Source organism: Gemmatimonadota bacterium, assembly GCA_040388625.1.
Classification (GTDB): Bacteria; Gemmatimonadota; Gemmatimonadetes; order Gemmatimonadales; family Gemmatimonadaceae; genus Fen-1247.
The window spans coordinates 534,999-548,660 of record JAZKBK010000001.1 but is presented as its reverse complement, the minus strand read 5'-3'; the positions used below and the strand labels follow the sequence as shown (position 1 = coordinate 548,660).

The following is a 13,662-nucleotide window of genomic DNA, read 5'->3' as shown; positions in this document are numbered from 1 at the left end:
GACGCAAGTCCGGACGAGAGCAACGGACGGCGTAATGCAGTCCACTGCCGTCATGGAAAAGCCTTCACTTTGTCGAATCTCGCCTTTCCGCCGATAGCTGCCAGACTACACATGTGTAGGCGCGCGTACGCGCAGCCAACAGAGATTGACTTGTCGGGAAGTATGCACACATTTACGGCGACGGCGCCGTCGACCCCTTCCAATCCGGAGCCAGAGCTCGAAGCAGACTGGGATTTACCATGGAGCCATACCGACCCGCCCACTCCGAAAGTGTCGTTGAGGCCGCACGTAGAATTCACGCGGCGCGGGCCGCCGAAGTCGCGCCGTACACTGCCCTTTACCCGCTGTTGTTGGGCGAGGTGGGCGAGATCATGGCGGACTGGGACCTCAGTACGCAGGAACTACCCTGGTTTGCACTGGAAAAAGCCGAGCGGCAGAACAACCTCGCGAGCGTAATCACTCGAGTGATCGACTGCGCGATGAGCGATGCGACGCGCGCGACCGTGCTAGGCTACCATCGCGCCGAGATGGAGGCGAACGGGCTCTGGTCAACCCACCTCGAAGAGTTGGCCAAGACGGTCCGCTCCTGATCGGGCCGGGACCCACCTGGATCGCGTCGATCGGCGACGTCGTCGACGGGCAGCAGTCGGCGACCCTTCTTCCCGCTACCGTTCCAGCGATGGCCCGTTATATTCTGCCGACCGACGCGCGAGCGCGTGACGTCGGATGGACTGCGTTCGCTCATGCTGCATTCTCATCAGGGAGATACATGCACACGAACCTCTGCACGCGTCTCGCCCTCGCCACCGCGCTCGTAGTCATTGCTTCGTCGACTCTTGGCGCGCAGGCAACATCGGGCAACGCTATCGCTCCCGATACCGCGCGAGGCAATCTGGCGGTGATCAATCCGTTCGGCGCCGTCTTCAGCTTCTTCAGCGGTGAATACGAGCACGCGCTATCGCGAAGCGCGAGCGTTGGATTTGCCGGGACATATTACGCTCCGAGCGACTTCAAGTATGTCACCAGTGAAGTCAAGCTGCGGTACTATCCGTCGGAGCACGCACCAGATGGGTTTTCCGTAGCGCTGTCCGCCGGCGTGACGCACGTGAGCGGCGACATTCTCTGTTTCGACGTGTGCGACAACAGCGCGACGAACCGTCCCACCGCTGGTTTCGAGCTGGACTACAACTGGCTGCTCGGGCCATCACGCCGGTTCGTCGTTGGAACGGGACTCGGTGCAAAACGCCTTTTCGGTAGCAAGACTTCCGGTTCTGCCGATGGGCTGCCTACGGCGCGCGTGGTGCTTGGCCTGGCGTTCTAGCGCAATATCGAGTGCCCCCGTGGCCACTCCGCGAAGAGCGCACCGCCGGGGAAAGCGATCCGCCGGGTGCTTGACGTTCGAGCCCGTGCATGCGATGGCAGGTGGCTGGGAAAATGCAAGTACGGCAGTCTCGAGGGAGTGATGATATGACTACGGAAACAAAGACGTTCGAGACAATCCCCGTTGGCACCAAGGTATCATGGCATTACCGCAGCGCGATCGGCCATGGCACAGTCACCGGTGTGCACAAATTGGGGACCAACGCAGATAATACGATGTACAGCGTGCGCGAGACTGACCACCATCCGGGCGAACCAGCCATCGTGCACCACTCAGGCAAGGCACTCAGCCGCGTTTGAGTGCGCACCGGCGCTCGCGGCCCCGGGATCGCGATGACGTGTTGCTGCCTAGCCGTCGCTGTGCTCAGGAGGCGCGTGCTCGGTGAGCGTCCAAAGCTCAGCCTCCATAGTTCGAAAGAGGCGGGAACGATGCCGTTGATCAGCACCAAACGCTCGCCCACTGTGCGTCGTCCCTGACAGCTTCGTACAGCGACAGTTGGCGCAAGTGGTAAGGCAATGCCCCCGGCGTGACTCGAACACGCGGCCAACAGTTTAGGAAACTGCTGCTCTATCCACCTGAGCTACGGGGGCGAAACTTGTAAGTCGTGTTATCGCAAGTTGTTGCAGCGCAACGTTGATGCATCTTCTCGCAGCGCTGCAGCCGCTGATATGCGGGGTCAATATAACCACACATCGACAGCGGTAGCCAATCATCCCGATAGGAGCCTTCCTTCGACGGGACGGGGTCACACGAGGGGTCACGATACGCCGCCCACCACCGCTACTCCCAGAGCGCTGCCTCGAACAGCTTCGGCAGGTCGACGAGCAGCGGCGCCATGGCATCGTCCGGCTTCCACTCGAGCCTGTCACTGATCATCTCCGGCCGCTCGTCTTCCGGACGCCATCTCTCCACGAGCCGCGCATCGCCGTCAACTATCCAGTATTCCGGAACTCCTTCACGCCCGGCAAGGTGCGCTGAGCCGATGAAAAGCGATGTGGCGCGGTGCGCCGCGCTACATCAAAATCGCGCGGCGTGGGAGCCGCGAGACGCGGCCTGAGCTACTTCCTGCCCTGCTCCGACAGCAGCGCAGCAAGCGCGGCGACGAGGGCGGCTTCGGGCCCCATCTGCTTGCTGCCACGCACCTCGAGCTCGCCGGAGCGCACGCGACGCGAGACCTGCGCCAGCTGCGCCGCAATGTGGTCCTGCATGGATCCGCTCGATCTGTCCCACTCGGTGGACGACCACTCCTCCGCGGCGCGTTGCTCCTCTGCCGGCGGTACCGTGAGACTGGCGACTGCATGCCAGTCGAAGGCGTCCCGTTCCTCGGATACCCAGACCTCGGGCGCTACCGGAGACGGGTGCGCCGGCTGCGCACCCGATCCGGCGTTCTGAGAGGCGCCTGGTGCCTTGCTGGCAGTCGGCTCGGACCCGCTGCCGGCAGTTGCGGCCCACGCATCGGCCGGCTCTGCGATCTCGTTTACAATCGCTTCCTGCGATCCGGACGCCGGCGCGTGATGGTCGTCGATCGGGAGGAGGTCCGGCTCCAGCGCGGTGGCCGGTGTGGCTGGCAACGGGGTCTCGTGATCGACCTCATGCTCGGCCTCGTAGGTCCCCCATGGACTGCGCGAAGTACGCTGCATGAATTCATCATCGGCATGCTGGGCCGATTCTGGCTCGTGCAGGACAAATTCGTCGATCGATGGTAGTGTCGCCGTCGCCACGGCGCCCGACCCGGTTGACAGGTTGAACGAACTTTCGAACGAATGTTCGACACGATCGACCACGAATTCCGTGATCAGAGGAAGCGTCTCGCTCGAGACACGCGCCGCAGGCGGCACGAATGGTGGAAGCATTCCGGCCAAGTTAACTCTCCCAACTCTCTTTGCCCAGCAGGGGCACGAACCGCACAGGGCCCGCCTCCACCTGCTCCAGCGCGTCACCGCGCCGAGTTATCACGTTGAGGACCTGCTCCTCACGCTCGCCGAGCGGGATCAGAAGACGACCGCCCTCGGCAAGCTGCTCCACATATGCGGGTGGAACCGTCGGAGCGGCGGCACTTACCAGAATCGCGTCGTAAGGACCGTATTGCCGCCAACCCAGCGTTCCGTCTCCCAACAGGAAGGATACGTTGCGGACGCCGATCTCGCCCAGAACGTCACGAGCCCGGTCCAGGAGCGCGCCAATCCGCTCCACGGAAAACACCTGTGCAACCATTCGTGCGAGAAGCGCGGTCTGGTAGCCGGAGCCCGTCCCGATCTCCAGTACACGCTCCTCGCCGGTGAGGTGCAACAGCTCCAGATAGCGCGCGTGAATGCTCGGCTGCGAGATGGTCTGGCCGCTGCCGATGGGGAGCGACGAGTCCTCGTAGGCGCGGTGCCGAACGCCGGTCGGAACGAATCTGTGGCGCGGGACCTCATCGATCGCGTGCAGAACCGCCAGGTCGCGAATGCCCTGCTCCTGCAGCAGCTGCACGAGATGTCGTCGAGCGCCGAGGTATTCGGTTTCGGCTACCGGCGCCACCAACTCTCCGCGGATTCAATCATCGGGTTATTGGTCAGGTCGAGGTGAAGTGGAGTCACTGATATGTAGCCTTCCTCGACGGCGCGGTAGTCCGAATCCTCGCCGCCAGTCCACGACATGGCGCCGGCTCCGATCCAGTACAGCGGCCGTCCCCACGGATCGCTCATCGGGCGAATCGAATTGGTGTACTGACGCCGCCCGAGTCGCGTGAGCTTGACGCCCTTCACATCCGCCCCGAACACGGGCGGCAGATTGACGTTGAACAGAGTAGTGCTCGGCACGTCGAGAGAGATGAGCTCGCGCAGCAGATCGACGACCGCCGGCATGTGCATCTCGAGCTTCTCCGCCTCGGATCGCATCTCGCCACCTGCAAACGATAAGGCGATCGACGGAACGCCCAGCACGAGACCTTCCATCGCCGCTGCAACGGTTCCGGAATACAGCACGTCCTCGCCCATGTTCATGCCGTGATTGATGCCACTCAACACCCAGTCGGGTCGCTCGGACATCAGTCCTTCGATGGCGAGCATCACGCAATCGGTGGGCGTACCGTCAACCTGATAGCGCCCGTCAGGGAGATGGACGGGACGCAACGGACGATGCAGTGTGAGCGAGTGGCTTGTTGCACTCTGCTCGCGATCCGGCGCGACTACGGTCACGTCGCCAAGCTGCGACGCTGCGCGAACGAGTACATCGAGTCCGGCGGCGAATACGCCGTCGTCGTTGCTGCAAAGGATCTTCACAGAGTCTTCACGTGATTGATGACATCAGGAGCGAAAAGCAGAAGCACGATGGCTCCACAGCACGCGCGCAACGCGCCAGCTGTCGACCAGCTCGCGGAAGTGACTCGGCGGCCCGTATATAGTCGGAACGGACACCTCTGCGATGCGATAACCACGGTGCGACGCGCGCACGATGAAATCGGTCTCATACTCGTACCGGTCGCCCTGCGCTTCGATCGCGGCAACCACCTCGGGGCGGAATGCACGAAAGCCCGACTGGCTGTCGGTGAGACGCAATCGCGTAACGGCGCGCGTCGCAGCAGTCGATACGAAGTTGGCGATGCGGCGATGCGGAGGAACCGACGGCAAACCGATCTCGCGCGTCCCGATCACGATGTCGGCGAGGTCGAGCGCCTGGAGCAGGCGCGGAGCGAACGCCGGGTCGTGTTGACCATCGGCGTCGAGCGTGACAACCTGACTGCGGGGAAAGTGCTCGGCTGCATGTGCGAACGCGGCGCGCAACGCAGCACCCTTGCCCCGATTGGAGTCGAAGCAGATGACATGGTCGCACGCACGCTTGAGCACCGAGCGCGTCGCGTCGAGCGAGCCGTCATCCACGCCGAGCACGAACACGGCGCCCATGTGCCGGCGCACCGACGCGACGACGGATGCAACCGTTGCATCCGCATCGAACGCGGGAAGGATGCACACCGCCACGCCAGTCACTTCCGGCGTATCGGTTCGGTCGATCACTCTGCGACCTCTTCTTCCTGCTCGCCCGCGGTCTCTTCGACGTCGACGCCGTCGAGCGCGCTGACTATCCACATGAGATCGCGCTCCAGTGCATCGACGCTGCTGGATGCAAGTGCATCGCGCGTTGCGGCCTTGAGCGCGCCGTTCTTCCTGTATTCATCGACACGCGCACGCGCGCCTTCGATGGTGTACTTGTCGACGTACAGCAGTTCCTTCACCAGCATGATCAGCTCGACCTCGCGGCGCTGGTACACACGGTTGCCGGACCGATTCTTTGCGGGATGGAGAAAGCGGAACTGACTTTCCCAGTAGCGAAGAACGTGCGGTTTGAGATCGGTAAGATCGCACACGTCACCGATCGAGAAGAACTCACGGACTGGTATCGTAGCCACGGTTTCTCCCTTCACTCGTCGCGCTCGGCGCGCGGATCCCGGTTCATCAAATCGACGATCGCGTCACGCGGCGCCTGGCCGTCGAACAGGACGGAGAAGACCGCTTCCACGATCGGCATGTCCACTCCGGCGCGTTCGGCGAGCTCCCTGGCCGACCGCGTCGTGATAACGCCCTCCGCCACCGTGTCGCGGCCAGCAAGTGCCTCATCCAGAGTCTTGCCGCTACCGATTTCGACGCCCAGCGAGCGGTTACGACTCAATTGCCCGGTGCACGTGAGCACCAGGTCACCCATGCCGGCGAGTCCGGCAAATGTAGCAGGATCGGCGCCAAGTGCGAAACCAAGCCGCGTCATCTCGGCGAGTCCTCTCGTGATGAGAGCAGCGCGCGCGTTGAATCCAAGCCCCAGGCCCTCGGCGATCCCCGTCGCGACGGCCATCACATTCTTTACAGCACCGCCCAGCTCGACGCCGACGACGTCGTGCTGGGTATAGACCCGGAATGCCGGTCCGTGAAATAGTTGCTGAACCTGCTCCGCAGGCGATCGCCTGTTACAAGCCGCCACAATCGCAGTCGGTTGGTTCCGGGCGACCTCGGCGGCAAAGGTGGGACCGGACAGCGCTACGACGCCGGATCGATCGAATACATCTGCGGCGATTTCCGTCATGCGCGCGAGCGAATGTTGCTCGATGCCCTTGGACGCAACGACGATGACCGCCTCGCGTGACAGATGCGGCTGGGCTGCTTCCGCGACCGCTCGCGTTACGTGCGAAGGGGCGACGAGCACGACGAATTGCGCGCCGCCCACAACGTCCTTCATGTCAGTCGACGCGACGATCGAGGGAGACAGCTCTACACCAGCTAGAAAGCGATTGCGATGCGTGTCGTTCACGGACTGCGCGACGTCAGGCTCATATGCCCACAGCCGCACCTCGTGGGCATTCCGCGCCAGCCGGTCGGCAAGCGCGGCACCCCATGCACCGGCACCCAACACCGCGCACTTCATCGTGACGCCCCTGTCACGTTGTGCTCATCACGTTGTGCTCATCACGTTGTACGGGGCGGTTGCTGGCCGACACCGTCGCTACCCGCGCTCTTGAAACGATGCTCCTCGCCACGTCGCAGTCGCCCGATGTTCGCGCGATGCGTGAAGAACACGAACAGTGCGACGATGATCGAGGCGATGAAGAACGGATCCGAGATCGCGACACCGCTGAAGAAAAAGGCGAACGGCAGCGCGAGGGCTGCGCTGAGTGATGCGACGCTCACGTAGCGAGACGTCGCGAACACCACAATCCACACAGCGAATGCGACGATTGCCGGCAGCCACGCGACGCCCAGAAACACACCGCCAGCGGTCGCAACACCCTTCCCGCCCTTCTGGCCGAGGAGAAACACGGGACGCACGTGACCAATGATCGCTGCGCCGCCCACTGCAAGGCTGATCAGCTCCGGCTGCGTCGCGCCCGTGAGCGCCGGCAGAAAGAACACCGGAAGGAATCCCTTCAACGTATCGACAATGAACACGACCGCGCCGATGCGAATGCCGAGCACGCGCACGACGTTGGTCGCGCCAAGATTCCCGGAGCCGTGCTGCCGCAGATCGATACCGCGCCACTTCCCCGCCAGGTACGCGGACGGAATAGAGCCGGCGACGTACGCGATCACTATCGCGACGACTACCGGAAGATGGATGGAACCCATCTACGCCGATTTACGCCGCAGAACGATGTTGAGCGGGTTGCCTGTGAATCCGTAGGCCGCTCTGAATCCATTGTGCAGAAAGCGTATGTAATGCTCCTGTACGAGCTCCGGGTGATTGCCGAACACCGCGATCGTCGGCGGTGATGTTTCGACCTGCGTGGCGTAATTCAGTTTGATCTCGCGACCCGCTGCCTGTGGCGGCTGTCGACGCGCGAGCAGGCTCTGCAACGTGTCGTTGATGTCGGAAGTCGAGATTCTCTTCTCGCGCTCGGCCTCGACCTGAAGAACGAGGTCGAACAGCTTCGTGACCCGCTGTCCCGTGAGCGCGGAGGTGAATACGAAGGGGACGAAGCCGAGATACGGAACTTTCTCGACGATCTCCTTCTCGAACTTCGCGGCAGTGTTGTTCTCCTTCTCCTTCAGGTCCCACTTGTTCACGACCACGATCAATCCGCGGCCGGAATCCCACGCCATCGTGGCGATCTTGAGGTCCTGATTGTGCAAACCTTCCACCGCATCGATTACGAGTATGCACACATCGGCGCGCTCGATTGCGCGACGCGTCCGGAGCGACGAATAGAACTCGATGCCGTCGTCGATCTTTGCCTGACGCCGCAGACCGGCGGTGTCGATGAAGACGAAATCGCGGCCGTGATACCTGAACGGCGTGTCGATGGCGTCCCTGGTCGTACCAGCGACCTCCGAAACAACGAGACGCTGTTCGCCAAGCATGCGGTTCACGAGCGAAGACTTCCCGACGTTCGGACGACCTACGACCGCAACGCGGATTGCATCGGTCTCTTCTTCGGTCGTTTCCGGAAGCAATTCCGTGATTGCGTCGAGGAGATCTCCCGATCCCTTGCCGTTCGTCGCAGAAACCGGGATCGGCTCGCCTGCCCCGAGTCTGTAGAACTCGTAGAAGTCGGCGCTGGCGGGATCGTCGACCTTGTTCGCGATGACCACCCAGGGCTTGCCGGATTCACGCAGCAGGTCGAGCACTTTCGCGTCGTTGGGATGCACGCCAACCTGTGCATCCACCACGAATGCCAGCAGGTCCGCTTCTGCGATTGCCTCGAGAACCTGCTTGCGAATCTCGCCGTCGATCGCCTCGCGCGTATTCTCCGGCAGGCCGCCTGTGTCGACGAGCCAGAACGATCTGCCATTCCACTCGGCGCGTCCGAAGTGGCGATCGCGCGTAGTGCCGGCCTCGTCACTCACGATCGCGGTGTTTCCACCGACGATTCGGTTGAAGAGTGCAGATTTGCCGACATTGGGGCGTCCGATGATCGCGACGACGGGAGTACCGCTCACGCTGCAACCCCGCTCGGCTCGGACGCAAGAACGTCTATGAAGTCGTACGAGGGAAATACAGGCATGGGTAGCGATTCGCGAACAGCGATGAATGAGGCGTCGTCCAGAAAAATTCCGTCTTCGTTGATTGTTTCAGCGGGGATTAGCGCCAGGTCGAGGTCGTGCCGCTCAGCGAGCGAGCGCCGAATGTCCGCGCCGACGAGCAAGCCCGACGCCGTGGTGGTTGGTCCGAACAGCGAATTGTCCGCGACGATCAGCTCGAAGTGCGCGCCCGTGGCTTGCGCAAGCTGTTCGAGCAGCGGCGGCATCAGTGCTCCCATCGATACGCCCGTCACGACGCCGATACGCCGACCCGGCATGGACGGTAGTTGTGACAGCCCGTCGCGCACGCGAACGCGAAGCAGCGCAACGGATCCGATTCCATTTTCGATCTGCGCAAAATCTCCGTAGTGTTCCTCGCCGGGAAGCTCGCGCTCTGCCAGGAGGTACAGCTCGTCCGAGCCGACAACCCACGACATCCCACGCTCGCGCATTCCGCGCTCGCTCCACCGCTCGACGTGCTCGAGCAGACCGCGCGCAGTGTCGCGGTCCATCGACTTGCCGGTGTACAGATGCGAGAACTGCGTGAGTCCCACGGGGATCACGGCGGCAGAGATTACGGAGTCGCCCATGTTCCAGAGGTCCTGAAGCGACTCTTCGAGCACCGCGCCGTCGTTCAGTCCCGGAACCACGACCATCTGACAGTGGAACTGAATCCCACCTTCGCCGAGGCGCGTGAGCTGCTCGATGATGTTCGGGACCTTGGGGTTGTTGAGAACTACCTTGCGCGTTTCCCAGTTGGTTGCGTGGACCGATACGTAGAGCGGCGAGAGACGGTATTCGAGGATGCGCTTGATGTCGCGCTCCTTGACGTTCGAGAGCGTCGCGAAGTTGCCGTACGCGAAGGACAGGCGATAGTCGTCATCGCGCAGATACAGCGGCTTGCGGAGTCCGGTCGGGAGTCCTTCGATGAAACAGAACTCGCAGCGGTTGGCGCACTGACGCACGCGAGGCGGCTCGAGCATGATGCCCCACGGCTCGAGCTCCGGCCGCTCGACTTCGAAGATGACCGTCTCTCCGTCGGGCTGCCTGACCTCGATCGCGACTTCATCCTCGGCGGATAGAAATTCCCAATCGAGGAAGTCGGCAATGGCACGCCCATCGACGCTCAGAATCTCCGTCCCCGGAACAATTCCAAGCTCCGCGGCGACGCTATCTGGCTGGACCCGGGCGACTCGTACCATAACCTGATAAATTTAGAGGCTGGAGACCCGAAATCCAAGCATTACAACGAGTTACGGCCCTCCAGATGTGACATTCGTGACGGGCGCCACCCCCGGATGCAAAAAAATGCAACGCGGCTGGCTAAATTGCTCGCTGCCGGGTGTGTCGCTCAATCTTGCGATATTCCCAGGCGGGGGCGCTTTAGGGCTCCCGGAACTCCTGTGACGGGCGTAAGCAGACAAAATCGGAGCACTGTTGAGCAAAGGCAAAGATGGCGGCGCGGCGATCGCGACCAGGGCTGTGAAAGCCGATAAGGCAGATCGCGCCGGCGTACTGAGGGATTACGAAATCGCGTACACGAGCCGCCAGGTAAGCACGCTGGCTCGCGGCGAAGTGATGCTTGGCAGGGCGATGTTCGGAATCTTCGGCGATGGAAAGGAAGTCGCGCAGGTCGCGCTGGCCAAGTCCTTCGAGCCGGGTGACATCCGGTCGGGTTACTATCGCGATCAGACGCTGATGTTCGCACTGGGCCTGCTGACGGTTCAACAGTTCTTCGCGCAGCTCTACGCGCACGCCGACATCTCCGCCGATCCGGCATCGGGTGGCCGCGGCATGAATGCGCACTTCGGCACACGCATGCTCGACGACCAGGGGCGGTGGAAGAACCTAACTGAGCAGTACCAGTCATCCGCTGACAGCTCACCCACCGGCTCGCAGATGCCTCGCCTCCTCGGACTCGCGTACGCGTCCAAGCTGTATCGCAACCTGAAGGAGCTGCACCAGTTCACCCAGTTCTCGCACAACGGCAATGAGATCGCATTCGGCACCATCGGCAATGCGTCGTGCGCGGAGGGTGTATTCTGGGAAGCCGTGAACGCCGCGGGTGTGTTGCAGGTCCCCATGCTTCTGTCCGTATGGGACGACTGGTACGGCATCTCGGTTCCCAACGACATGCAGGTTACCAAGGGGAGCATTTCCGAGTTGCTGCAGGGGTTCAAGCGAACATCCGAGAAGAACGGGTTCGAGCTCGAGGTCGTTCGCGGCTGGGATTATCCGGCGCTCGTCGAGACCTTTCAGCGCACGGCCAACATCGTCCGCCGCGGCCACGTCCCCGCTGTCGTTCACGTCATCGAGATGACACAGCCGCATGGCCACTCGACCTCGGGCAGCCATGAGCGCTACAAGTCACCGGAGCGGCTCAAGTGGGAGAAGGATCACGACGGCATCGCGCGCTTTCGCGAGTGGATCATCAAGGAGAAGATCGCGACCGCGGCTGAGATGGATGCGCTGCAGGAGCGTGCGATGGATCAGGCGCGCGCGGGACGTGATGAGGCGTGGCGGGCGTATCAGGCGCCGATCAACGCGGAGAAGGAAGAGCTGCAAGCTCTGGTAACGGCAGCCGCAGCGAACGCAGCCGACGCGACTGCCACGACACTCGCCACGATTGCGAAGGATCTTGCCGCTCGCTCCACACCGTTGCGACGCGAGATCGCGGCCGCAGCACACGAAGCGATCGTCGCCTTGCGCGATACGCCGTCGCTTGCAGAGCCACTGATCCAGTGGAAGCGCGCGCAGGAAGCTCTCATGAACGACCGCTATCACGCCGAGCTGTATTCGGAATCGACCGAATCAGCGATGGCCGTGAAAGTGGAAGCGCCGAACTATCCGGACGATGCACCCGACGTCGATGGCTACATGGTGCTCAACGCCTGCTTCGACGCAGCGCTCAAACGCGACCCTCGTGTCATCGCGTTCGGCGAGGACGTCGGCAAGCTTGGCGACGTGAATCAGGGCTTTGTCGATCTGCAGGCTCGCTACGGCGAGCTGCGTGTGGGAGACACGGGGATTCGCGAGTGCACGATCATCGGTCAGGCGATAGGCATGGCCATGCGCGGCCTGCGGCCGATCGCAGAGATCCAGTACCTCGACTATCTGCTGTACGCACTTCAGGTGATGTCGGACGATCTGGCGACGCTGCGTTACCGTACGCGCGGCGGTCAGAAGGCACCGGTGATAGTGCGCACGCGCGGTCACCGGCTCGTGGGTGTGTGGCACTCCGGTTCTCCGATGGGGATGATGCTTGGAGCACTCCGCGGCATGCACATCCTCGTTCCACGTGACATGACGCGCGCGGCGGGTTTCTACAACACTCTGCTGCAGAGCGATGATCCCGCGATCGTGGTCGAAGTTCTCAACGCCTATCGGGTCAAGGAGAAGCTTCCCTCCAACATCGGAACCTTCACCATGCCTCTGGGCGTTCCCGAGATCCTGCGCGAGGGTTCTGACGTAACCGTCGTGACGTACGGCGCGTGCTGCAAGATCGCGCTGGATGCTGCGCGTCTGCTTCAGGACAACGCTGGCGTGAACGTCGAAGTGATCGACGTGCAATCGCTGTTGCCGTTCGACGTCAATGGTGTGATCGTCGAATCACTCAAGAAGACGAACAAGGTGCTGTTCCTTGACGAGGACGTTCCGGGCGGCGCGACTGCGTACATGATGCAGGAAGTGCTGGAGCGGCAGGGCGGATTCTACTGGCTCGACGCGGCTCCGCGTACGCTCGCGGCTGCAGCGCATCGCGCCGCATACGGGCGCGACGGCGATTACTGGTCCAAGCCCAACGTCGAGACCGTATTCGACGCCGTGTACGAGATCGTGCGCGAGACGAACGTCGCGAGGTTTCCAGCGCTGGGCGTGTGATGATTGAAGCTGTTCCCGGCGTGGATTAGTTCGAGCGACGGGGCGGTGGGTACGTCTGAATCAACGAAATCGAATTGGATTCTGGTCGGGATTAGAGACGCACCGTGTCGGGATTAAGGAACCGAATCCTGCTTCGATGACGCGTAAAGAGGCTAGGCGCGTCGTGCGACTGGGTTGTCGTTGCGTTCATCCGAATCCGATTGCGGTTAATGGGGCCAGGCGCGGAAGGATCCGCGCCCTACGCGTGCGTACCAACCGGCGCGTCGTTGTGGACATGGCGGTGGACGATCGCTTCGGCCACGATTCGTTATCCACGGCATGATTGGTTCATGCAGAAATTCTACTCGCGCACGCATCCGCGCTGGCGATCGTACGACTATATGCAGCCCGGCGTGTACTTCGTGACCACCATCACACACGGACGAAGTCAGATACTAGGCACGCCGACGCGGCACGGAATTGTACTCACGCAGACTGGGAACACCGTTCATCGCTGCTGGCTGATGGTGCCAGCACGATTTGACGGCGTGCTGATCGATCGGTTCGTGGTGATGCCCGACCATGTCCACGCGATAGTTGTGCTCCTTCGCACGCCCAGGCGCACAGCGAGCCTGAGCCACGTGGTCGGCTGGACGAAACGACGAACATCGCTCGCAATTCATGCAGACGCGGCGAAGCCGCGCGCGCCGATCTGGCAGCGCAGCTTTCACGATCGCATTATCCGCAATACCGATGCGTTGGACAGAGTCCGCAAATACATCGCGGCAAACCCGTCGCGCGCGTGGCGCGCCATTAACGCCGGGCCATCGCGCACATTTGGTACGCACGCGTAGGGCGCGGATCCTTCCGCGCCTGGCCCATAAGACCGCAATCGAACCTGGTTTCGGTTCCGGCAGTTCCGAGGAGCCCCGGCCACCGACG

At 62.3% G+C, this 13,662-nt stretch carries 14 protein-coding genes and 1 tRNA gene; 5 read left to right on the top strand and 10 right to left on the bottom strand.

The features are described from left to right. Positions 1-239 precede the first annotated feature (239 nt). From V4529_02530 to V4529_02520, 3 genes are all read left to right on the top strand, one after another. Positions 240-590, top strand: a complete 351-nt coding sequence (locus tag V4529_02530; protein MES2357197.1) for a hypothetical protein — start codon at positions 240-242, stop codon at positions 588-590. An 89-nt stretch (positions 591-679) separates the two neighbouring features. Beyond that, positions 680-1,321, top strand: coding sequence for a hypothetical protein (locus V4529_02525; GenBank protein MES2357196.1), 642 nt, complete (start codon positions 680-682; stop codon positions 1,319-1,321). 146 nt (positions 1,322-1,467) lie between these two features. Next, complete coding sequence (locus V4529_02520; GenBank protein ID MES2357195.1) at positions 1,468-1,680, top strand: hypothetical protein; 213 nt, start codon at positions 1,468-1,470, stop codon at positions 1,678-1,680. Positions 1,681-1,897: 217 nt separating this feature from the next. Here V4529_02520 and V4529_02515 read toward each other — a convergent pair. The 10 genes from V4529_02515 to V4529_02470 form a co-directional block, all read right to left on the bottom strand. Continuing rightward, positions 1,898-1,971: transfer RNA gene (locus tag V4529_02515), tRNA-Arg, on the bottom strand. A 468-nt stretch (positions 1,972-2,439) separates the two neighbouring features. Continuing rightward, positions 2,440-3,234 carry a hypothetical protein gene (locus V4529_02510; protein ID MES2357194.1) on the bottom strand — a complete coding sequence of 265 codons (795 nt, stop codon included), beginning with the start codon at positions 3,232-3,234 and terminating at the stop codon, positions 2,440-2,442. 10 nt (positions 3,235-3,244) lie between these two features. After that, entirely contained in the window at positions 3,245-3,904 is a 660-nt protein-coding gene (locus V4529_02505) for a protein-L-isoaspartate(D-aspartate) O-methyltransferase (GenBank protein MES2357193.1), read from the bottom strand. Then, on the bottom strand, positions 3,889-4,644 hold the full coding sequence (surE, locus tag V4529_02500) for a 5'/3'-nucleotidase SurE (protein ID MES2357192.1): 756 nt from the start codon (positions 4,642-4,644) through the stop codon (positions 3,889-3,891). Before surE ends, V4529_02505 begins: the two co-directional genes overlap by 16 nt. Before the next feature lie 24 nt (positions 4,645-4,668). After that, complete coding sequence (locus V4529_02495; GenBank protein MES2357191.1) at positions 4,669-5,376, bottom strand: glycosyltransferase family 2 protein; 708 nt, start codon at positions 5,374-5,376, stop codon at positions 4,669-4,671. Beyond that, positions 5,373-5,768 carry a MerR family transcriptional regulator gene (locus V4529_02490; protein ID MES2357190.1) on the bottom strand — a complete coding sequence of 132 codons (396 nt, stop codon included), beginning with the start codon at positions 5,766-5,768 and terminating at the stop codon, positions 5,373-5,375. The genes V4529_02495 and V4529_02490 overlap by 4 nt, the downstream gene beginning before the upstream one ends. A gap of 11 nt (positions 5,769-5,779) precedes the next feature. After that, positions 5,780-6,772 (bottom strand): NAD(P)H-dependent glycerol-3-phosphate dehydrogenase, encoded by a 993-nt coding sequence (locus tag V4529_02485; GenBank protein ID MES2357189.1) that lies wholly within the window; start codon positions 6,770-6,772, stop codon positions 5,780-5,782. A gap of 41 nt (positions 6,773-6,813) precedes the next feature. Then, positions 6,814-7,470, bottom strand: coding sequence for a glycerol-3-phosphate 1-O-acyltransferase PlsY (gene plsY / locus V4529_02480; protein MES2357188.1), 657 nt, complete (start codon positions 7,468-7,470; stop codon positions 6,814-6,816). After that, a complete protein-coding gene (der, locus tag V4529_02475; protein MES2357187.1) occupies positions 7,471-8,781 on the bottom strand; it encodes a ribosome biogenesis GTPase Der in 1,311 nt (436 codons plus the stop codon). It abuts the gene before it with no gap. Next, the gene (locus tag V4529_02470) at positions 8,778-10,064 is read right to left on the bottom strand and encodes a DUF512 domain-containing protein (GenBank protein MES2357186.1); all 1,287 of its coding nucleotides are present in this window, start codon (positions 10,062-10,064) and stop codon (positions 8,778-8,780) included. Before V4529_02470 ends, der begins: the two co-directional genes overlap by 4 nt. A gap of 235 nt (positions 10,065-10,299) precedes the next feature. Here V4529_02470 and V4529_02465 point away from each other — a divergent pair, with 235 nt between their 5' ends. Further along, a complete protein-coding gene (locus V4529_02465) occupies positions 10,300-12,741 on the top strand; it encodes a thiamine pyrophosphate-dependent enzyme (protein MES2357185.1) in 2,442 nt (813 codons plus the stop codon). A gap of 329 nt (positions 12,742-13,070) precedes the next feature. Further along, a complete protein-coding gene (locus tag V4529_02460; GenBank protein ID MES2357184.1) occupies positions 13,071-13,574 on the top strand; it encodes a transposase in 504 nt (167 codons plus the stop codon). Positions 13,575-13,662 lie beyond the last annotated feature (88 nt).

Excerpts from the sequence above, each read along its gene's own strand:
- plsY (MES2357188.1), bottom strand. The coding sequence starts at position 7,470 with ATGGGTTCCATCCATCTTCCGGTAGTCGTCGCGATAGTGATCGCGTAC.
- V4529_02485 (MES2357189.1), bottom strand. The coding sequence starts at position 6,772 with ATGAAGTGCGCGGTGTTGGGTGCCGGTGCATGGGGTGCCGCGCTTGCC.
- V4529_02520 (MES2357195.1), top strand. The coding sequence starts at position 1,468 with ATGACTACGGAAACAAAGACGTTCGAGACAATCCCCGTTGGCACCAAG.
- V4529_02460 (MES2357184.1), top strand. The coding sequence starts at position 13,071 with ATGCAGAAATTCTACTCGCGCACGCATCCGCGCTGGCGATCGTACGAC.
- V4529_02530 (MES2357197.1), top strand. The coding sequence starts at position 240 with ATGGAGCCATACCGACCCGCCCACTCCGAAAGTGTCGTTGAGGCCGCA.
- V4529_02525 (MES2357196.1), top strand. The coding sequence starts at position 680 with ATGGCCCGTTATATTCTGCCGACCGACGCGCGAGCGCGTGACGTCGGA.
- V4529_02470 (MES2357186.1), bottom strand. The coding sequence starts at position 10,064 with ATGGTACGAGTCGCCCGGGTCCAGCCAGATAGCGTCGCCGCGGAGCTT.
- V4529_02510 (MES2357194.1), bottom strand. The coding sequence starts at position 3,234 with ATGCTTCCACCATTCGTGCCGCCTGCGGCGCGTGTCTCGAGCGAGACG.